Source organism: Nesterenkonia maliinae (assembly GCF_051262655.1).
GTDB lineage: Bacteria > Actinomycetota > Actinomycetes > Actinomycetales > Micrococcaceae > Nesterenkonia.
This window is the reverse complement of the sequence record NZ_JBIMEY010000002.1, coordinates 507,022-527,122: the sequence shown is the minus strand read 5'-3', so window position 1 is coordinate 527,122 and position 20,101 is coordinate 507,022. Positions and strand designations below refer to the sequence as shown.

General features: G+C 69.2%; 20 protein-coding genes. 9 read left to right on the top strand and 11 right to left on the bottom strand.

Annotation, left to right across the window (positions count from 1 at the left end):
• The coding region (locus ACHAA4_RS06885; RefSeq protein ID WP_435773449.1) for a D-2-hydroxyacid dehydrogenase at positions 1–933 on the bottom strand (933 nt) is incomplete at its 3' end.
• A gap of 190 nt (positions 934–1,123) precedes the next feature.
• On the opposite strand from ACHAA4_RS06885, the gene ACHAA4_RS06880 reads away from it, so the two are divergent.
• The 3 genes from ACHAA4_RS06880 (at position 1,124) to ACHAA4_RS06870 (ending at position 4,318) form a co-directional block, all read left to right on the top strand.
• Positions 1,124–1,792, top strand: a complete 669-nt coding sequence (locus ACHAA4_RS06880; RefSeq protein ID WP_435773448.1) for a GntR family transcriptional regulator — start codon at positions 1,124–1,126, stop codon at positions 1,790–1,792.
• 52 nt (positions 1,793–1,844) lie between these two features.
• On the top strand, positions 1,845–2,846 hold the full coding sequence (locus tag ACHAA4_RS06875) for an aldo/keto reductase family protein (RefSeq protein WP_435773447.1): 1,002 nt from the start codon (positions 1,845–1,847) through the stop codon (positions 2,844–2,846).
• Positions 2,847–3,052: 206 nt separating this feature from the next.
• Complete coding sequence (locus ACHAA4_RS06870; protein WP_435773446.1) at positions 3,053–4,318, top strand: hypothetical protein; 1,266 nt, start codon at positions 3,053–3,055, stop codon at positions 4,316–4,318.
• Between the two features lie 29 nt (positions 4,319–4,347).
• Here ACHAA4_RS06870 and ACHAA4_RS06865 read toward each other — a convergent pair whose 3' ends face one another.
• Positions 4,348–4,902, bottom strand: coding sequence for an acyl-CoA thioesterase (locus tag ACHAA4_RS06865; RefSeq protein WP_435773445.1), 555 nt, complete (start codon positions 4,900–4,902; stop codon positions 4,348–4,350).
• Between the two features lie 57 nt (positions 4,903–4,959).
• Positions 4,960–5,772: a winged helix-turn-helix domain-containing protein gene (locus ACHAA4_RS06860; RefSeq protein WP_435773444.1), complete on the bottom strand. Its 813-nt coding sequence runs from the start codon at positions 5,770–5,772 to the stop codon at positions 4,960–4,962.
• A 249-nt stretch (positions 5,773–6,021) separates the two neighbouring features.
• Here ACHAA4_RS06860 and ald point away from each other — a divergent pair, with 249 nt between their 5' ends.
• The gene (gene ald, locus ACHAA4_RS06855; RefSeq protein WP_435773443.1) at positions 6,022–7,134 is read left to right on the top strand and encodes an alanine dehydrogenase; all 1,113 of its coding nucleotides are present in this window, start codon (positions 6,022–6,024) and stop codon (positions 7,132–7,134) included.
• A gap of 51 nt (positions 7,135–7,185) precedes the next feature.
• Here ald and ACHAA4_RS06850 read toward each other — a convergent pair whose 3' ends face one another.
• Positions 7,186–8,301, bottom strand: a complete 1,116-nt coding sequence (locus tag ACHAA4_RS06850; protein WP_435773442.1) for an enoyl-CoA hydratase/isomerase family protein — start codon at positions 8,299–8,301, stop codon at positions 7,186–7,188.
• A gap of 68 nt (positions 8,302–8,369) precedes the next feature.
• Positions 8,370–9,215, bottom strand: coding sequence for an HpcH/HpaI aldolase/citrate lyase family protein (locus ACHAA4_RS06845; protein WP_435773441.1), 846 nt, complete (start codon positions 9,213–9,215; stop codon positions 8,370–8,372).
• 183 nt (positions 9,216–9,398) lie between these two features.
• On the opposite strand from ACHAA4_RS06845, the gene ACHAA4_RS06840 reads away from it, so the two are divergent.
• A complete protein-coding gene (locus ACHAA4_RS06840; protein WP_435773440.1) occupies positions 9,399–10,109 on the top strand; it encodes a hypothetical protein in 711 nt (236 codons plus the stop codon).
• Positions 10,110–10,191: 82 nt separating this feature from the next.
• Here ACHAA4_RS06840 and ACHAA4_RS06835 read toward each other — a convergent pair whose 3' ends face one another.
• From ACHAA4_RS06835 to ACHAA4_RS06820, 4 genes are all read right to left on the bottom strand, one after another.
• Complete coding sequence (locus ACHAA4_RS06835; protein ID WP_435773439.1) at positions 10,192–11,715, bottom strand: dihydrolipoamide acetyltransferase family protein; 1,524 nt, start codon at positions 11,713–11,715, stop codon at positions 10,192–10,194.
• Between the two features lie 2 nt (positions 11,716–11,717).
• A complete protein-coding gene (locus tag ACHAA4_RS06830; protein WP_435773438.1) occupies positions 11,718–12,713 on the bottom strand; it encodes an alpha-ketoacid dehydrogenase subunit beta in 996 nt (331 codons plus the stop codon).
• Complete coding sequence (locus tag ACHAA4_RS06825; protein WP_435773437.1) at positions 12,710–13,846, bottom strand: thiamine pyrophosphate-dependent dehydrogenase E1 component subunit alpha; 1,137 nt, start codon at positions 13,844–13,846, stop codon at positions 12,710–12,712. Before ACHAA4_RS06825 ends, ACHAA4_RS06830 begins: the two co-directional genes overlap by 4 nt.
• Positions 13,847–13,924: 78 nt before the next feature.
• A complete protein-coding gene (locus tag ACHAA4_RS06820) occupies positions 13,925–15,031 on the bottom strand; it encodes a histidinol-phosphate transaminase (RefSeq protein WP_435773436.1) in 1,107 nt (368 codons plus the stop codon).
• A 1-nt stretch (position 15,032) separates the two neighbouring features.
• On the opposite strand from ACHAA4_RS06820, the gene ACHAA4_RS06815 reads away from it, so the two are divergent.
• Positions 15,033–15,422, top strand: a complete 390-nt coding sequence (locus ACHAA4_RS06815) for a phage holin family protein (RefSeq protein ID WP_106122426.1) — start codon at positions 15,033–15,035, stop codon at positions 15,420–15,422.
• On the opposite strand, the gene ACHAA4_RS06810 is transcribed toward ACHAA4_RS06815, so the two are convergent.
• Positions 15,378–16,883 carry an alpha/beta hydrolase family protein gene (locus ACHAA4_RS06810; RefSeq protein WP_435773435.1) on the bottom strand — a complete coding sequence of 502 codons (1,506 nt, stop codon included), beginning with the start codon at positions 16,881–16,883 and terminating at the stop codon, positions 15,378–15,380. The two genes, ACHAA4_RS06815 and ACHAA4_RS06810, sit on opposite strands and share 45 nt — an antisense overlap.
• Positions 16,884–16,889: 6 nt before the next feature.
• A complete protein-coding gene (locus ACHAA4_RS06805; RefSeq protein WP_435773434.1) occupies positions 16,890–17,378 on the bottom strand; it encodes a hypothetical protein in 489 nt (162 codons plus the stop codon).
• Positions 17,379–17,529: 151 nt separating this feature from the next.
• On the opposite strand from ACHAA4_RS06805, the gene purB reads away from it, so the two are divergent.
• From purB to ACHAA4_RS06790, 3 genes are all read left to right on the top strand, one after another.
• Positions 17,530–18,972 carry an adenylosuccinate lyase gene (purB, locus tag ACHAA4_RS06800; RefSeq protein ID WP_435773433.1) on the top strand — a complete coding sequence of 481 codons (1,443 nt, stop codon included), beginning with the start codon at positions 17,530–17,532 and terminating at the stop codon, positions 18,970–18,972.
• Between the two features lie 8 nt (positions 18,973–18,980).
• Positions 18,981–19,568 (top strand): sugar O-acetyltransferase, encoded by a 588-nt coding sequence (locus tag ACHAA4_RS06795; protein ID WP_435773432.1) that lies wholly within the window; start codon positions 18,981–18,983, stop codon positions 19,566–19,568.
• A 122-nt stretch (positions 19,569–19,690) separates the two neighbouring features.
• Complete coding sequence (locus ACHAA4_RS06790; protein WP_435773431.1) at positions 19,691–20,101, top strand: VOC family protein; 411 nt, start codon at positions 19,691–19,693, stop codon at positions 20,099–20,101.

The window sequence follows — 20,101 nt, the reverse complement described above, 5'->3', positions numbered from 1 at the left end:
CTGGCCGTCGAGCCAGCGCTGGGCGTTGTCCACGAACTGCTCCGCGAGCGCGGTGCGCCAGCCGAGCACGTCTCCGGACATGTGGGCGGAGATCGTCACCTGATCCATCGCCCAGAGCGGGGAGTCGGGCGGAAGCGGCTCCTGGGCGAAGACGTCGAGGGTCGCTCGGGCGAGGGTGCCGGCGTCCAAGGCCTGGATAAGCGCCTGTTCGTCCACGGATTCGCCGCGACCGATGTTGATCAGGTGCGCGCCCGGCCGGACTGCCGCCAGCGACCGCTCACCGATCAGCCCGGTGGTCTGCGCCGTGAGCGGTGCGGCGTTGATGATGTGGTCGAAATCGCCGATGTGCTGGGGCAGCTGTGCACTGTCCACCACGGTGCCGAAGTCGGGGTCATGCTCCCGCGCCGTGCGTCCGGCACCGGTGACCTCGATGCCGACCGCATGCAGCAGCCGGGCGGTCTCGCGGCCGATCGCACCGGTGCCGATGATCAGCGCCGAGCTCCCCTGGACCCTGAGCGTCTCGCGGTGGACCCACTGCCGCTGCTGCTGGTGACGCTGGCTGGCGGCGAAGTCCTTGGCGTGGGCGAAGATCGCGGCCAGCACGTACTCCGCGATCGGCCGGTCGAAGATCCCTTGCGCGTTGGTCACGACGACCTCGGAGCTGCGCAGCTCGTCGAACATCAGCGCGTCCACTCCGGCGGCCGCGACGTGGATCCATTCAAGTGCCCCGGCCTGCGGCCAGGCCTGTCTCACGGCCGGGGAGAAGAAGTCCCAGAGGAAGAGCGCCTGTGCGCCCTCCAGAGCCTCGCCGAGGCCGGCGGCATCGGTGTACCTGACCTCCGCCTGGCGCTCGATTGACTCCAGCCCCTCGGGGCGCTGGATCGCGGGCTGCCTGTTCTCGGGGGGCTGGCCCTCGCCCGCTCGCTCTGCCACCGGTTCGGATGCTGTCTCCGCTGTGGGGCACAGCACCGTGATGATCGGTCTCGCTGACATCATGCTCACCTGCCCATATCTTGCCCGTCGTGGCGGCCCGTCCGGGCCTGTGCTGGTCTGCCGACCTTTCATCTCCAGGTGCGGCTATGCTATGAATACCTGTGAAGATTGTCAACAATCCGGAGATGCCATGAGTGCCGCGCCAGGCTTCCAGCCCGTTCCCCGCGAGTCCACGTCCTCGCTGATCACCCGCCAGCTGCGCGAGGGGATCATGTACGGCACCCTGCCTGCGGGCGCCCAGCTCTCCGAGGCCGCGCTGGCCGCGGAGTTCGGCGTGAGCCGGGGCCCGCTGCGCGAAGCCATGCAGCGCCTGGTCCAGGAGGGGCTGGTGCGCAGCGAGCTCAACCGCGGGCTCTTCGTCAAGGAGCTGGACGAGGCCGAGATCCGCGACGTCTACCTCACCCGCACGGCGATCGAGACCGCAGCGGCTCGCGCGGTGGCCCATGGGGGCTCAGCAGCCCAGGCCGCCGAGCGGCTGCGGGCACGCGCGGCGGTGATGGCCGAGGCCGCGGCGGCCGGGGACCTGCACCTCCTGGCGGACGCCGATTTCGCCTTCCACGAGGAGCTGGTGAACCTGGCTGGAAGCCCGCGCCTGCATCGGGTCCACGAGACGCTGATGGTGGAGACCAGGATGTGCATGACGGCGCTCCAGGGCACCTATTTCGATCCCGAGGATCAGGTCGCGGAGCATTCCCGGATCGTGGAGGCCATCGCCTCCGGCGACGACGCCGAGCTGGTCGTCCAGATCGAGGAGCACATGCAGGAAGCCCTGGATCGCCTGGTCAGAGCCTCTCGATGAACTCTTGAGCAACGCTATGGTCCGGCGCGGCGGACAGCGATAAGGTCGAAGAATGGAATTCAGATATCTCGGACATTCAGGCCTGAAAATCTCGGAGATCACCTATGGAAACTGGTTGACCCACGGGTCCCAGATCGAGAACGACGTCGCGACCGACTGCGTCCACGCCGCCCTCGACGCGGGCATCACCACCTTCGACACCGCCGACGTCTACGCCAACACCGTGGCCGAACAGGTGCTCGGCGACGCCTTGGCCGGACAGCGCCGCGAGTCCCTGGAGATCTTCACCAAGGTCTACTTCCCCACCGGCCCCAAGGGCCACAACGACACCGGACTCTCCCGCAAGCACATCATGGAGTCGATCAACGGCTCGCTGACCCGGCTCGGCACCGACTACGTCGATCTCTACCAGGCGCACCGCTACGACCACGAGACTCCGCTCGAGGAGACCATGCAGGCCTTCGCCGACGTGGTCCGCTCCGGCAAGGCGCTCTACATCGGAGTCTCCGAGTGGACCGCGCCTCAGCTGCGCGCGGGACACGCGCTGGCGAAGGATCTCGGCGTGCAGCTGATCAGCAACCAGCCGCAGTACAACATGCTCTGGCGGGTCATCGAGCCTGAGGTCGTGCCGACCTCCGAGGATCTCGGGATCTCCCAGATCGTGTGGTCCCCCATCGCTCAGGGCGTGCTGACCGGGAAGTACCTGCCGGGCCAACCTGCACCCGAGGGCTCCCGCGCCTCTGACAAGGAGGCCGGAAAGTTCATCGAACGGTACATGAACGAGGAGATCCTCACTGCGGTGCAGAACCTCAAGCCGATCGCGGCCGACCACGGACTGGATCTCGCGCAGCTCGCCGTCGCCTGGGTTCTGCAGAACCCGAACGTCGCCTCGGCCCTGGTCGGCGCATCCCGCCCGGAGCAGATCGCAGGAAACGTCGCCGCCGCCGGAGTCACACTGGATGACGCCGCGATGCACGCCATTGACGCCGTGATCGGTGATCTGGCCGAGCAGGATCCAAGCCTGACGAAGTCGCCTGAGACTCGGGTGAGCTGACGCTGCGACCCTGCTGACCCACACCGTGAGACAGAATGCACCCGGCGCCGCGCGGCGCCGGGTGCATTCTGTCTCCGTCTCGGAATCCGAGCACCTTTACCGTATCGTTATGAAAATACGGACCCGGACCGTACACTTGCCGCTGGACTGAAGACATAGACAGCCGCTTGAACAAGAGCGCGACCAGATGCAGAGGGCGGGACCGGATGAAGCGAGCAGCACAGCGCGTCGCCCCGCTCGGCGGCGCAGCCCTGGTGAGCATTGCGCTCCTCATGGGCGCGGCTCCGTCGGCGGCCGTCGCGGCTCCTGCTCAGGTTCTTGCACAGACTCCCGGGGCAGCCGAGACGGAAGATCCGCGGGGCGAGGCCCTCGACCCCGACTCTACCGCCGACGCGACTCCCCCGCCCTCGCAAGATTCCGTCCCGGAATCCACAGACCCCGCCGATGCTCCGAGCCAGGAGCGGGTCGAGACCCCGACGGAGCCGACTGTGCCGGCGGACCCCACAGAGACGCCTGACCCCGCGCCGACCGTGCCGGCCGACCCCACCGACTCAGGCGCCCCTGAGCCTGAACCCACGGACCCGGCACCAACGGACCCGGCACCAACGGACCCGGCGCCCACAGAGCCGGCACCCACAGACCCCGAATCAACAGACCCGGCGCCCACAGACCCCGGGACCACTGATCCGGTGACCCCCGCGCCTGCGCCCTCGGAGGGCCAGTCCCCGCCGAGCACCCCGACGGATCCGGGCGACGAGTCCTCGGCGCCGACGCAGGGCGAGCACTACCTCCGCTGCGGCTCCGCCTTCGCGGCTCCTGGACAGACGCAGACGCTGCACCTGCAGATGAGCAGCAACCTGAGTGAGCTCACCGTCGGTTCGAGCCTCACCGGCGCGACCATCTGGATCGAAGCAGGGGTCGTCTATTACCAGGCGCCCTCGCCGCTGCCACCCGGTGCCGCGCAGGACGACTTCTCCGTCCGCGGCGTCGCCCCGAACGGAGAGCCTGTGTCCGACCGCTGCAACATCGGACTGCAGGCCACATCGGAGAGCCCCGACGACGGTGAGCAGCCGTCCCCGCCGGAGGAGATCGACGCTCCGGTCGGCATCAGCACGCCGGGCACACCCGACGCGCCCAGCACATCCGACTCACCCAGCACACCCGAACCGACTCCGAGCAGGGCGAGCAGCTCCACCGAGGCCGAGGCCCCGGCCCGCTCCGGCCCACCGATTCCAGGGATGCCTGGGTATTCGCTCCCCGAGCAGGACGCCTCGAGCGCCAGCCCCACGGCGTCTGCGCCGGCCGAGGACCAGGCGACGACCGAGGATCAGGCGGCGGGAGACTCGGAGCTGGCAGTGACCGGACTGAGCACCCTGCAGACCTTCAGCGCCGTCGTGCTGGCGCTGGCCGCGATCCTCGCCGGCGGCGCCGCGATCGTCCTGGCCGCTCGCCGGTCAGACGCTCTACGCTGAGCAGCCTCGACAGGTCTCCGAGGGCCGGCTCACCAGGTGTTCGGAGCCGGCTTCCGAGCGGAGGGGAGAGCCGAATCGCGCCGCCAGGCCTGGAGCTCGTCGCTGACCGTGAGATCCTCCGGCACCTCGTGGCCGAGGTCCCGGATCGCACCGAGGATCTCGGCATTGGGCACGGGGCCCGCGCTGGAGAGCAGCCGTCCGGCAATGTGGGCCCGGACGTAGATCTCGCCGTCGACCACTGCACGCTGCTCGAAGTAGAAGCACTTCTCGTCGAAGCCGATCATCCGGGTGTGGATCTGGAACCGGGTCATGAAGGTGACCGAGCGCCGGAAGGTGATCTGCTCGGACTGCACGACCGGGGACCAGCCGCGCTTGCGCATCTGTGCCCAGAGCCCGGAACGGGCCATCAGATCAAAGCGACCGAGGTCGAAGAGCGAGAAGTACTGGCCGTTGTTGATGTGGCAGGCGATGTCGACGTCGGTGGGCAGGGCTCGCAGCGTGACCACCGAGGACTCCCAGGGAGTCATGGTGGGTCGACGACGGGCGCGGAGCAGCACCAGCAGGGTGCGGAAGATCACATGCATGGGCTCAGTGTGCCACAAGCTACCAGCCAGTAATAAGTTGGCCTGCTGGTCAGCCGCTCAGGCGGAGCTCGCCGAGGCTGCAGCCATCGGGCTGGGCGGCCCGTGCTCGGCGGCGCGCAGCACGTATCCGGCGCCCCGGACGGTGTGGATCATCCGGGGCATATCGGCTTCGATCTTCTTGCGCACATAGGAGATGTAGAGCTCCACGATGTTGGCCTGGCCGGCGAACTCGTACTCCCAGACCTGCTGCAGGATCTCGGACTTCGGCAGCACCGTCCTGGCACGGCGCATGAGCAGCCGGAGCAGTCGAAACTCGGTGTCGGACAGGTCGATGTCTCGCCCGCCCCGACGCACCGTGCGAGCAGCGGCGTCCAGCTCCAGGTCCCCGACCAGCAGGCGCTCACCCTCGGACCGCGCGGGGAGCCGTGCTGTGATGTAGTGCAGTCGGCGCAGCGCCTCCTGGACGGTGACGCTGCCGGCGATGTGGTCGTCCTGTGGACGCACGGCCTCGAGCAGCTGATCCAGCTGGACGTCGGCGTCGAACCAATGCAGGACCGCGAAGGGGTCGGTGCTCGAGCGGAGATCCTCCAGCACCGCCTCCATGTCTGAGACCCGTCGGCCGGGGCGCGCGTCGACGACGAAGAGCTCGGGGGCATCGACCTGCAGCGCACGGCGCGCCGCCTCCGCGCTGGAGGCCAGCAGCACCTTCACATCGATCCCGCGCAGCCGCTGGCTCAGCTCTGAGGCCGCCGGGGAGGGACCGCCGAGGATGAGCACGGGCGAGGAGATCGTCAGGGCGGCGGCCCGGACGGAGCGCGAAGAGGCCGTAAGCAGCTCAGGCCGCGGCCCTGCAGCATCTTCACCTGTCATCGCACCTCCCGCGCGCATCTCCTGAACTGCCTCCTCAGGACGTGGCAGATGTCCTGAGGACTCTACAGACTCCCAAAGTCTGAGCCTAGGGCGAAGGACCAGGCTCAACAACAGCTTGACCCCTTGCACGGACCTCGAAGCGGGCCGTGGTTTCGTGACAGACTGGCCGCAGTGACTGACATCACCCGTTGTCGCTCACCGGTTCACCCCTGCTGACCCGCCCTACCCGGCACCTACTGAGGAGAACATATGATCATCGGAGTCCCCGCCGAAGTGAAGAACAACGAGTACCGCGTGGCCCTGACACCGGCTGGCGCGGTGGACCTCACCGCCCGCGGACACCGGGTGCTGCTCCAGAGCGGCGCCGGCACCGGCTCGGGCTTCGCCGACCACGACTACGTCGCAGCAGGTGCGGAGATCCTCGGTGGCGCCGACGAGGTCTGGGAGCAGGCCGAGCTGATCCTCAAGGTCAAGGAGCCCCAGGCCGAGGAGTTCCCCCGGATGCGGGACGGGCAGGTGCTGTTCACCTATCTGCACCTCGCCGCCGAGCCCGACTGCGCCCGCGCGCTGCAGGAGCGCGGGGTCACCGCGATCGCCTATGAGACCGTCACGGGCACCCATGGCCTGCCGCTGCTGGCCCCGATGAGCGAGGTCGCCGGACGGCTGGCGCCCCAGGTGGGCGCCTATCACCTGATGCACTCCCAGGGCGGGCCGGGCATCCTCATCGGCGGCGTCCCGGGGGCGCGTCCCGCGAAAGTCGTGGTCATCGGCGGCGGCAAGGCCGGCGAGCAGGCTGCCCTGACCGCGCTCGGCATGGGTGCCGATGTCACCGTGCTGGATCTGAACATCGAACGCCTCCGGGAGCTCTCGGCGCTCTCCGGCCGCGGCCTGACCACGCTGGCCTCAAACACGCTGACCCTCAGCGAAGAGGTCGCCGCCGCGGACCTGGTCATCGGGTCGGTGCTGGTTCCCGGAGCGACGGCACCGAAGCTGGTGACCCGCGAGATGGCTGCGGCGATGCGTCCAGGGTCGGTGCTGGTGGACATCGCCATCGACCAGGGCGGCTGCTTCGAGGGCTCACGTCCCACCACCCACGCTGATCCGACCTTCACCATCGGGGAACAGATCTATTACTGCGTGGCGAACATGCCCGGCGCCGTGCCGCACACCTCCACCGCCGCGCTGACGAACTCCACGCTGCGTTACATCTTTGCCCTTGCGGACAAGGGATGGAAGCAGGCGCTGCGCGAGGACCCGCATCTGGCCAACGGACTCAATGTTCACGCCGGTGACGTCACCAACGCTCCCGTGGCCCAGGCGCTGGGAGCGCAGTACCGCGCCACGGCGGACGTGCTGGCCTGATCAGCCACTACCGGACAAGGTTCTTGAGCCCGCTCGCCGACCATCCTGGGCTCACAGGCTCTGGCGGTCGGCGAGCCCGCGGCCCGGAACCGGGGTGAAATAGGTCTGCACCAGCTCAGCGTCGACGGCTTCGAGCGTTCCGGGATTCCAGCGCGGGGCTCTGTCCTTGTCGATGATCTGCGCCCGGATGCCTTCCCGGAAGTCCGCTGATCGCAGCATGTGCACCGCTATGGTGAACTCCGTTTCAAGCGCAGCCGGCAGCGTGAGCTCCCCGGCGGCGAGGATCGCACGGTGCGCGACCTTCAGCGAGACGGGGGACTTGCCCCGCAGGGACTCCGCCGCTGTCGCCGCGGCCTCCTCGGTGGACGCCAGCTCGTCCAGCCGCTGGAGCAGCTCCTCCACGGTCGGCGCGGTGTAGGCCTGATCGATCCAGGTCTGTGATTCGGCCAGTGTGGAGGCCCCCGGGGTCCGGGTGAATCGGGGCAGCACCTCGGCCACGGGGTGGGTGCTCAGCGCCTGGGTCAGCTCCCCGAGGACCTCGGCGGGGACCTCGACGTCGGCCAGGCCGAGCGCGATGGTGTCGGCGGCGTCGAGGTGGGCACCGGTGAGACCGGCATGCAGACCCATGCGACCCGGCGACCGGCTCAGCAGCCAGGTGCCTCCGACGTCGGGCGAGAAGCCGATGGTGGTCTCGGGCATGCCCGCACGAGTGCGCTCGGTGACGATCCGGTGGGATCCGTGGGCCGAGACGCCGATGCCGCCGCCGAGCACCAGACCGTCCATGAGGGCGATATAGGGCTTGGGGTATTGAGCGATCGTGCGGTTCAACGCGTACTCGTTCGCCAGGAACCATTCGCTGGTGAACTCCGCGGCATATCCGGGCACGCCATCGGGGAGGATTCCGCCGCCGTCGTGCTCCTGCAGGGCGGCCATGTCCTGGTACAGGCTGGAGACGTCACCGCCGGCGCAGAGCCCGCGGTCACCGGCGCCGCGGACGAGCACCTGACTCACCCGGTCGTCCTCGGCCCAGTCCTGCAGCTGCACCAGGATGCACTCGCACATCAGCTGGGTCAGCGCATTGACCGCGTGGGGTCGATTCAGCGTGATGATGCCGAGGTGTCCGCGCAGCTCGAAGGCCACATCTCCGGTATACGTCTCCCTACCCATGTGACAGAGGTTACACGCGGGTCTGCACGTGACCCAAACGTCTCACCGAGGAAGTCCTCGGCGCATACTCAGGCGTTCCAGAGTCCGTAGGAGTCGGCCAGCGAGGCGATCTTCTGGGCTCGGGCCAGTCGCGGGAGATAGGAGCCGTCGCCGATGGAACCGCCGGCCTCATGGGCCTCGATCAGCTCGCGGGCCCAGCTCAGCTCGTCCGCTGAGGGGGCCAGTCCGGTGTTGATGTGCTCGACCTGCGCCCGATTCAGCGAGAGCTTGCCGGTCATGCCCATGCTGGCGGTGACCTGGCAAGCCTCCGCCGTCTCCTGCGGATCGGCGTCGGCCGCCGTCGGACCGTCGATGGCGCCGGGGAGCCCGCCGACGCGGGAGGCGATGACCAGCCGGGCCCGCGCGTAGGCCAGCGCCATCGGGTCGGCGGAGACGCCCACGTCTTTGCGGAAGTCATTGGTGCCGAAGGCCAGGCGGAAGGTTCCCGGGGCCGAGGCGATCTGGGTGGCGTTCTCCACGCCGAGGGCGGACTCGATCAGGGCGATCACCGGCGTTCCGGCGCGCAGTCGCATCGCGGTGTACGTGACCTGCTCGGGGTGTTCGGTCTCGGCCAGCATCACCCCGCGCAGCCCTTCGGCGCGAGAGAGGGCCGCGAGGTCCTTCTCCCAGTGCTCGGAGGTCGATGGGCTGACCCGGACCCAGGCGGTCATGCCGCCGTTGAGGGCGCGCAGCACCGCCTCGCGGGCGGCCACCTTGCCGTCGTCGGGGACCGACGCCTCCAGGTCGAAGATCACAGAGTCGGCCTCGCTGGCCAGTCCGGGAGCGAAGTCCTGCTCCTTGGCGGCGTTGATCAGCAGCCAGGAGCGGGAGAGTTTGGCGGGAAGCGCGGCCGCGCGACGGTTCCGGATGGGCATGGCGCAAGCCTACCGGAGAAGCACCGACCGCCCGGCGGCCGGTGCGCCGCGATCCCGTGTAACCAGGTGTCGACAGTGCACGACCACGACCTCTGAGCCGGAGGCGAGTCAACTTCACCCTCGACAGCGCCGCAACCACCCGGAGGATTCGGTCTGCGCGGGCGCAGCTCCTATCCTGTACCCATGACTCCGAGAACCCGCCCTCGCGTTCGCGCGCTTGTCAGCGCGGGCGGCCTCGGGCTCGCACTGCTGCTCGCCGGCTGCGGCCCCTCGGATCCGGAACCGCAGGAGCAGGACGAGCCCAGCAACACGATGCCGCAGCCCGAGGTCGAGGACGACGACTCGGTGCGGCTCCCGCTGGCCTTCGTCACCCCTGATGGGCAGGCCGAGCTGGCGCCGCTGGATGGCGAGGAGGCACTCCAGGAGGAGCAGGCGCCGGGCAGTCCGGCGGAGGAGACCGGGGAGACTCAGCCGACGCAGGAGATCGAGATCGCCCGCACCGCCCGCTTCGGCTGCGGCGACACGGTCTCGGTCGTCCGATCGGTGCCGATGGTGACCGAGGACCCCGCGGTGGCCGCGTTGGAGTTCCTCGTCGATGACCGGCAGTCCTCTCATGGCTCGCCGGCGTTCTACAACGCGCTGGCCGCCTCCGATGAGCTCAGTGTGGACTCGGTCGAGGTGGAGGACGACACGGTTCTCGTCGCTCTGGGCGGCGAGCCGGTGACCACCGGGGAATGTGAGTCCTGGCAGATCCTGGCCCAGATCGAGACCACCGCCCGCGTCGCGACCGGCGCCAGCGACAGCGAGGTGACCGTGGACGGGCAGCCGCTGGCCGAGGTCCTCGGTCTCCCGGCGGACCGCGAGGCGCTGCAGATCAGCCAGGTCCAGCACTGAACCGAGCTCGACCACGGGACTCCGGGCTCCGAGACACACAGCTCCGCAACCCGGCCCACCCGCCGGGCCGCAACCCGGCCCGCTAGTCGATCAGCAGTCCAGGCTGCTCCATCACGGCCGCGATGTCAGAGATGAACCGTCCGGCGAGATCGCCGTCGATCAGTCGGTGGTCGAAGGATCCGCCGATCACCATGACATCGCGCGGGACGATCTGTCCCTCCACGACCCAGGGCTTCTTGCGCACCGCGCCCAGCGCCACGATCGAGGCCTGACCCGGGGGCAGGATCGGGGTTCCGCTGTCCAGGCCGAGCGAGCCGATGTTGGTGATCGAGACGGTGCCGCCCTGCATCTCCCCCGGCGTGGTGCGGCCTTCCCGCGCGTCGATGGTGAGCTGGGTCAGCGCCGCGGCCAGTCCGCGGGTGTTGAACGCATGAGCCTCGTGGATCACCGGCACCACCAGTCCGCGCGGGGTCGCAGCCGCGACACCGAGGTTGAGGTAGTTCTTCAAGGTGTAGTGCGTGTCATGCCAGGTGGCGTTGACCTGTGGGTTGCGCCGCACGGCCCAGATGATCGCCTTGGCTGCGAAGAGCATCGGTGACACGCTCAGGCCCTCGTAGGAGGGATCCTTCTTCAGCGCCTGGCGCAGCTCCATGGTGCGCGTGACGTCGACCTCCTTGAACACCGAGACATGCGGCACGGTGGTCGCCGAGGCGGTCACATTGCGCGCCGTGGCCTTGCGCACCCCGCGGACCTGGATGTTCTCCTCGCGCGGGCCCTCGTAGAGCAGACCCTCTTCGGCGGGAGTGCTCTTGCGGCGCCCCGGGGACGGAGCCCCGGGTGCGGGCATCTGACCGGAGGCGCGCTGCTCGCGCTTCTGCCGGGCCTGGCGCTCGACGTCGTCCCGGGTGATCTGGCCGTTGCGGCCGGAGCCGACGAGCTCCCAGACGGCCACGCCGAGGCGCTTGGCCAGGGCCCGCACCGGAGGGCTGGCCCGCGCGACGATGTCTGCGATGTCGGTGTAGGCGCCGGCGGCAGGTGCGGGGGCGGCGATCTCGAGACCCTCGAGGTCGACCAGGTCGGGCGTGGTGGAACGGGTCCGCGACCGGGGCGAGGCGGAGTCCGCCTTCGGACCGGAGCCGACCAGCGCCTCATTCTGCCCTGATCCCTGCTCTGCCGCGCCCGACTGTCCCGCGCCCGACTGTCCCGCGCTCTTCTGGTCAGCGTCCTCACGCTTCTGCGCCGCGGCCTTCTTCGCGCGCGCCGAGCGTGGGCGGCCGGGCCTGTCCTCACCGGAGGGCTGCTCGCCGGACTCCTGAGAGTCCGTCGCCGAGGCGGCGTCGGTCCCTGGATCCGCAGACGGGTCTTCACCCTCGGCGGCGATCCGGATCAGCGGGGCGCCGACCTCGATGGTCTCGCCCTCGGCGGCGAGCAGCTCGGTCACGACTCCGGCGAAGGGCACCGGCAGCTCGACGAGGGACTTGGCGGTCTCGATCTCGACCACGATGTCGTTGACCTCGACGGTCGCGCCGACTGTGGTGCGCCAGGTGACGACCTCGGCTTCGGTCAGGCCCTCGCCGACGTCGGGAAGGTTGAAGGTCTTAGCCATGCTCACGCACTCCTCTGGTAGCTGAAGCTGCGGTCCACGGCTTCCAGCATCCGATCGATGTCCGGAAGGTAGCGGTGCTCCTGGGATGACGGTGGATAGGGCATATGGAATCCGCCCACGCGAAGCACCGGCGCCAGGAGCCGGTGGTGCGCGCGTTCTGCCACGCGTGCCGCGATCTCCCCGCCGATGCCGCCGAAGGTCGGCGCCTCGTGCGCGACGATCAGCCGCTGGGTCTTGGCGGCAGAGCGGGCGATGGTCTCGTCGTCGAGCGGGCTGATCGAGCGGATGTCCACGACTTCGATGCTGCGTCCCTCGGCCCGGGCGGCCTCGGCGGCGGCCAGCGCCACCGGCACCAGCGGCCCGTAGGTGGCGATGGTCGCGTCGGTGCCCGCGCGGAGCACCTGGGCGCGGAACGCATCCGGCGCCGGGTTCTCCATGTCGACCTTGCCCTTGAGCCAGTAGCGCCGCTTGGGTTCCAGGATGATCACCGGGTCGTCGCTGACGATGGCCTGGCGGGTCATCCAGTACGCGTCCTGCGGGCTCGACGGCGCGACGATGCGCAGTCCGGCGGTGTGCGCGAAGAGCGCCTCGGGAGATTCGGAGTGGTGCTCGATGGAGCCGACGTGCCCGCCGTAGGGCAGCCGGATGGTCACCGGGACCTTGACCTTGCCGTCGGTGCGGTTGTGCATCTTGGCCAGCTGGGTGGTGATCTGGTTGAACGCAGGGAAGACGAAGCCGTCGAACTGGATCTCGACGACCGGGCGGTAGCCGCGCATGGCCATGCCGATGCTGGTGCCGACGATCCCGGACTCGGCCAGCGGCGAATCGATCACCCGATGGGTGCCGAACTCCGCCTGCAGCCCCTCGGTGACCCGGAAGACCCCGCCGAGCGCGCCGATGTCCTCGCCGATCAGCAGCGTCTTCTGGTCTGCCGCGAGCTCGTCGCGCAGCGCCGCGGTGATCGCCTTGGCCATCACCATCTCTTTGATAGCGCTCATCGTGCGGTGCCCGCCTCCGTCTGCTCTTCCGCGAATCCTGCTTCGTAGTCCTTCAACCAGGCCTTCTCGGTCTCCACCTGGCGGTGCGGCTCTGAGTACACGGTGTCGAAGACGCGTTCCAGATCGATGGGCTCCAGGGCCAGCACGGACTTGCGCATGTCTGCGGCGAGGTCCTTGAACTCGGCGTCGACATCGGCGAAGAAGCTCTCATCGGCGTGTCCGGCGGAGCTCAGCCAGGTGCGGAAGCGCCGGATCGGGTCGCGGCCCTCCCAGAGCTGCTCCTCCGCGGAGCTGCGGTACTTGGTCGGGTCATCAGCCGTGGTGTGGGCGCCCATGCGGTAGGTGACCGACTCGATGAGCTTCGGTCCCTTCCCGGCGCGGATGTCTCCGGAGAGCTTGCTCGCGACCGCGTAGCTGGCCAGGATGTCGTTGCCGTCCACCCGGACTCCTTCGAACCCGTAGCCCTTCGCACGGTTGACCAGCGGTCCGCGGGACTGGGTCCGGGTGGGCACCGAGATCGCCCAGTGGTTGTTCTGGATGAAGTAGAGCAGCGGCAGCTCATAGGACGCGGCGAAGACCATGGACTCATGCATGTCGCCCTCGCTGGTGGCCCCGTCGCCGATGCAGGCCACGACGATCTCATCCTCGGCGCGGTCCCGCGGGACGCTGGCCGTGCGCAGGTCCTGGTTGATCCCCATCGCCCAGCCCGCGGCGTGCAGGGTCTGCGTGGCGAGGACCAGGGTGTAGACGTGGAAGTTGTGCTCGCTGGGGTCCCATCCGGTGTGCCGGGTGGCCCGGAACAGGGTCAGCAGCTGCTCGGGGGAGATGCCGCGGTAGAGCGCCATGGCGTGCTCGCGGTAGGTGGGGAAGACCATGTCGGAGGACTTGATCGCCGCGATGGTCCCCACCTGGGCCGCTTCCTGGCCCAGTGCGGGCGCCCACAGGGCGAGCTGGCCCTGGCGCTGCAGCGAGGTGGCCTCGGCGTCGAGCCGTCGCTCCATCGCCATATAGCGGTAGAGCTCACGGAGCTGCTCCGCGCTCAGCTCGGCGATGAACGGGCTGTAGACCTCGTCCTCCGTGAGCTTCCCCTCGGGGGTGAGCAGCTGAACGGGCTGCACCTCTTCTGGCTGCACAGTGTGATCCTCTCCGATGGCACCGCTGATGGACGCCCTGCAGGTGAGGACGACCACCGTTCATTGTGTCAGCTCGACTCAGGCTTCGAATCTGTAGGTCCGGCACAACTCGATGAAACGATCGTTGGCTTCGACCTCACCGATGGTGACCCGCACACCCTCGCCGGGGAAGCCGCGGACCGCCAGGGCCTGGAGCCCGGCCGCCTCGGCGAAGTCTGCGGTCTTCTCGCCCAGCGGGAGCCAGACGAAGTTGCCCTGCGCCTCGGGGATGATCCAACCGGCCTCGGCGAGGGCTGCGCTGACCCGGTCACGCTCGGCGACCAGCGAGTCGACGCGCTCGTGCACCTGGTTCAGGTGTTCCAGCGAGGCCAGCGCCGCGACCTCGGCCAGGGTGGAGACGCTGAAGGGCGCCGCGACCACACGCAGATGGCGGGTGATCTCCTGCCCGGCGATGGAGTAGCCCACGCGCAGCGCGGCCAGGCCGTGCGCCTTGGAGAAGGTCCGCAGCACCGCGACGTTGGGGTGCGTCCGGTACAGCGCGAGCGCGTCCAGCGGATCCTCGGTGCGGACGAACTCCTGATAGGCCTCATCGATGACGACGACGACGTCGCCGGGCACCTTCGCCAGGAAGGCTTCGACCTCGCTGTGCCGCAGCGCCGGGCCGGTGGGATTGTTCGGGGTGCACAGCAGGAGCACCTTGGTCTGCTCGGTGATCGCGGCGAGCATCCCCTCGAGGTCGTGGCGACCATCCTGGAGCACGGGCACGGTGACGTCCTTGGCGCCGGCGGTCCGGACCACGATCGGGTAGGCCTCGAAGGAGCGCCAGGCATAGATGACCTCGTCCTGGCTGCCGTCGCTGTTGGACCCGGCGAAGGCGTTGATGATCTGGGTCAGCGCCCCGAGGCTTCCGGTGCCGGCGACGATGTCTTCGACCGGCACGTCGAGGACCTGGGCGAGGCGGGCACGCAGGTCCTCCGCGTTGGGGTGCGGGTAGCGGTGCAGCGTGTCCACGGCCGCCATCGCCTGAGCCGCCGCGGGGACCGGTCCCAGCGGGTTCTCGTTGGAGGAGAGCTTGTACGGCGTGAGCCCCTCGGCCGCCTTCGGCGGCTTGCCTGCGGCGTAGGCGGGCAGAAGGCTGACGCTTTCCCGTGGGGTGATCGACCCGGCGCGTGAGAACATAGTCATCGTGAGAATCCTACTGGCAATTATTTTGAATGCCCTGGCCCTCGCCGCGGCGGCCTTCCTCGTCCCGGGCATCTACGTGGACGGCGCCGAGCAGGGCACCGGCGCGACCATCCTCGCCTTCCTCTTCGTGGGAGCCGTCTTCGGGCTGGTCAATGTGGTCATCAAGCCGATCATCTCGCTGCTGTCGCTGCCGATCACCTGCCTGACGCTCGGGCTGTTCGCCGTGGTCATCAACGCGGGCATGCTGGTGCTCACCGCCTGGCTGACCTCCTGGACCCCGGTGCACTTCGTGGTGGAGGACTTCTTCTGGAGCGCAGTCTTCGGATCCATCGTGGTGGCCCTGGTCTCAGCGCTGCTCAACCGCTTCATCCTGCGCCCGCTCGACGCCTGAGCCGCCCACGTCGGGCAGCTCCTGAAGGCCCCCGGCCAGCTCCGCGATCGCACCCTGAAGCTTCTCCACCCCGGCGGAGTCCCAGTCGGTGGAGTAGACCGTGGCCTCATGGTGGCCGCGCAGTGACTCGGTGAGCTCCGCGAGCTGAGCCTGCTGACCCTCGTCCAGGTGCTCCGGCGCCTGCGCCTCGAGCAGCCGGATGGCGTCGATGTTGTGCGCGAGGCTGTGGCTGGCCCCGAAGACACCCCCGGGCCGCGCCCCCGGGTCCTGATGCTCGTAGGTCACCTGGACCCGCTTCGCCGAGAGCTCGCCGGGCCCGCCGAGCAGGCGCGGCACCGGGTCATTGGCGTCATGGAGGCTCGTGGTCCTGACCCCGCGCGGCGCGGGGCCCTCCCGGCCCGGGGCCCCAATGGTGGCCACCTGGGAGATCCGGTACTTGCTCGCCAGTGCGCCCCCTGCCGCAATGTTGAGCGCATGCAGCCCGCCCAGGGAGTACCCGGTGATGACCAGCTCGTCCCCGGGCCGCGCCCCGGAGTCCTGCAGCGCCTGATCGATCACCCCCTGCAGATGCGCGGAGTCATTCGTCCCGGCGTCCAGGAGGCTGTTGAGCCCGCGCCCTGCGCTCAGATCCAGCTCGCCGGCGGCCAGTCCGTCCAGGTCGAGGTCTCCCAGTCCCTCGGGCAGCTCCAGCCCCGGGATGTGGATGACATGTCGGGTGCCCTCCCCCGACTGGGGTCGCGAGGAGATGCTGAAGTCGCCGAGCTCCGCGACGTCTGAGTGGGCCTGGAGATGCTCGCTGAGCCGATCCACCGGCGCGGCCGGCAGCCGGTGGGTCTGCGCCGCGAGCGTCTGGGTGCTCTCCTGGGAGACCCGGCGGGCCTTCACCAGCAGCGACTGGGACACCAGACCGGCCCCGTCCTCGGAGGCGCGCAGCACCGGGTGCTTCCTGGCGAGCAGGCTCAGCAGCAGCTGGGACCCCTGACCCAGGCTGACCAGGGCGGTGCGGCCCCACGCGTCGGCGAGCGCCTTGTCCCCCTGCGGGTCCAGCAGATGCGGTGAGATCATCGGGAACTGCACGAGGTGCCGCACGGTGCCGAGCGAGGCCACCAGCAGCGCCTCGGTGTCCCGGTAGCGCTCCTGCGCGGCGCGCACCGCGCGGGCGGTCTCCCCCATGGCCCAGGCTCCCCCGGAGGTCTCGGCGAGGCTGATCCCCAGCTGGGCCGCCAGCAGCGGGATCCTCATATGCAGCGCGAGCCCGGCCACCGAGCCGAAGAGCTCGGCGCTGAGGCTGCCCAGCGTGCCGCGCTGCTCCTCGGCGATGGCTTCGGCCTCGGTCAGCCCCTGAGCGGCGATCAGCAGACTCTCCAGCACCAGGTTCAGCTCGGTGGGACCCCCGTGGGCCTGCACAACGAAGTCACGCGGCTGCGGCTCACCGTAGCGATCCTCGGTGATGACGTACATCCCCGCTCACCGGAGCCCTTCGGTGAGACGGGCCAGCGGCAGACCCCCATGGGACTGCACGAACCGCAGGAAGCCCTCCGCACTCTGTGAGGCCTCTCGGGCACCCTGCACCAGGGTCTGCCCGCCGGCAGCGGCCGCCCCTTCGATCCCCGCGTCCACCGCCCCACCCACACCTCCGTCCAGTGCCGCTTCCAGCGCTGCAGCGAGCACCCGCGCGAGGTGGGCCTGTTCGCGCAGGTCATCAGCGATCAACCGGGCGCTCGCGGACATCTCGAAGAGCCGAGACTGCCGTCGGCGCGCTTCCTGCACGTGATGGAAGGTCACCAGGGTGAAGGCCCGCCCGGCCGGAGACTGCCACGCCACGCCCTCCTGCGCGGCGAAGACCGCCCGCACGCAGTCCTCGCCGCGTTCGGCCACGGCATCGAGCCGCATCGCCGCCTGGTCGTAGTGCTGCGCAGCCTCATCGAGCTGGTGGGCTGCCCGAGAGAAGATCACGAGTGATCACTCCTTGGTGTCTGTGTGCTGATGCTCGCCAACCTAGGCGCCTTCACGGGGTGCCGCTCCCCCGCCGTGACGCCCGTGGAGTACCCGGTCGGGCGGCGTCGTCGTCGCCGGTGCTGGGGAAAACTCATGAAAGAATCGGGCCATGGCCAACTCCACTGACTCCGCTGCGCCCACCGTCTCCCCGACCCGCGTCCGGCTCGCCGATGCCCAGCCGCAGATTGCCCTGGGCGCGCTGGACGGCCGCTACCGCAGCGCGGTGGCGCCGCTGGTGGATCACCTCTCCGAGGCGGCGCTGAACCGGCACCGCCTTCACGTGGAGGTCGAATGGTTCATCCACCTCTGCGCCGAGCAGGTGCTCTCCGGACTTCCCACGCTCAGCGAAGAGCAGATCAGCGGTCTGCGCAGCATCGTCACGGGATTCGGCACGGAGGAGCTCGAGGAGCTCGGCGCCATCGAGGCGCAGACCCACCATGACGTGAAGGCGGTGGAGTACTTCATCGCGCGCCGGCTCGAGGCGCTGGGGCTCAGCGAGCTGACCCCGCTGGTGCATTTTGCGTGCACCAGCGAGGACATCAACAACCTCTCCTACGCGCTGGGGATCCGCGACGCCGTGGCCGAGGTCTGGCTGCCCGCCGCGCGCACCACCCTGGACGGACTGGCGGAGCTGGCCCAGGACGCCGCCGAGGTGCCGATGCTCTCGCGCACCCACGGACAGCCGGCCACCCCGACCACGCTGGGCAAGGAGATCGCGGTCTTCGTCCACCGGCTGCGTCGCCAGCTGCGCCGGATCGAGGACCAGGAGTTCCTGGGCAAGATCAACGGCGCCACCGGCACCTACGCGGCGCACCTCGCCGCCGCGCCGGAAGCCGACTGGCCCGGTCTCGCGCAGCGCTTCGTGGAGAAGCTGGGCCTGACCTTCAACCCGCTGACCACCCAGATCGAGTCCCACGACTACCAGGCCGAGCTCTACGCGGACATGGCCCGGTTCAACCGGATCCTGCATGGGCTCTGCGTGGACGTGTGGAGCTACATCTCCATCGGGTTCTTCCGGCAGATCCCGGTCGCCGGGGCCACCGGCTCCTCGACCATGCCGCACAAGGTCAACCCGATCCGCTTCGAGAACGCCGAGGCCAACCTCGAGATCTCCAACGCCCTGCTCGACGCGCTGGGCTCCACCCTGGTGGAGTCCCGCTGGCAGCGCGACCTCACCGACTCCTCGGGCCAGCGCAACATCGGCACCGCGATGGGACATTCGGTGCTCGCGCTGAGCAACATGAGCAAGGGGCTCAAGCAGCTCGACGTCGCCGCGGAGGTCATCGCGGCGGATCTCGACGCGAACTGGGAAGTCCTCGGCGAGGCGATCCAGACCGTGATGCGCGCCGAGGCCATCGCCGGCGTGGAGTCCATGGAGAACCCCTACGAACGGCTCAAGGAGCTCACCCGCGGCCGTCGCGTGGACGCCGAGAAGCTCAAGGAGTTCGTCACCGGACTGGGACTCAGCAAGGACGCCGAGGCCCGACTGGCGCAGCTGACCCCCGGCGCGTACACCGGTCTGGCCGCGCAGCTGGCCAAGCAGTTCGGCTGAGCGGCCGCATGGACCACGGAGACTTCGCCGACGACCACCGGACCCCGTACCAGCGTCTGCGCGACGGTCACTGGTATCGGGCGGATGAGGAGATCCTCGAGCTGGCCTTCGCGGCTCATCAGCTGGCTCACCGTTACAGCCAGGCGGCAGCGCAGGGCGACGACGACGCGGCCGCCGCCCTGCTTCCGCAGCTCATCGGCGAGCTCGGCGACGACGTGGCCATCCGTCCCCCGCTCTCGGTGGACTACGGTGCGCACATGGAAATCGGTGACCGCGTCTTCATCAACACCGGCCTGGTGGCGCTGGACGTCGCCCCGATCCGCATCGGTGCCGACTGTCTGCTGGGCCCCAGTGTGCAGCTGTTGACCCCCATCCACCCGGTGGATCCGGGCCCGCGGCGGCAGAAATGGGAGTCCGCGGAGCCGATCACGCTCGAGGAGAATGTATGGCTCGGCGGCGGCGCCATCGTCTGCCCCGGGGTCACCATCGGTCGCAACTCTGTGATCGGAGCAGGCTCCGTGGTCACTCGCGACATCCCTGCGAACTCCGTGGCCGTGGGCAACCCGGCGCGGGTGATCCGTGACGTGGAGAGCTGAGGGGCACACGTGGTGCTCGGGATCCAGCTGCGCCCCAGCGCTCGGCCTGCAGGCCTTCCCCTGCGCTCGATCCCGGGTAAGAATGACGACGTCCGCCTGACATCGAGCACGGAAGGTCCACCATGACCATCGGCATGACCCCCTACCTGCAGTTCTCCGGCAACGCCCGGGAGGCTATGGAGTTCTACCACTCGGCCCTCGGCGGCGAGCTGGAGATGATGACCTACGCCCAGGGCATGGGCACCGAGGATGAGACCAAGGACCTGATCATGCACGGGTCGCTGTTCATCGACCGCGGGGTCCACCTGATGGCCGCCGATGCCCCTCCAGGCATGTCCAGCGTGCTGGGCACGGTGTCGCTGAGCAACAGCGCCCCCGACGACGCCGAGCACTCCACGCTCGAGCAGTGGTGGGCCAAGCTCTCGGAAGGTGCAGAGATCACCGAGCCGCTGGCGAAGTCGCCCTGGGGCGACACCTTCGGGATGCTCACCGATAAGTTCGGGGTCCCCTGGATGGTCAACGCGTCGCGCTGA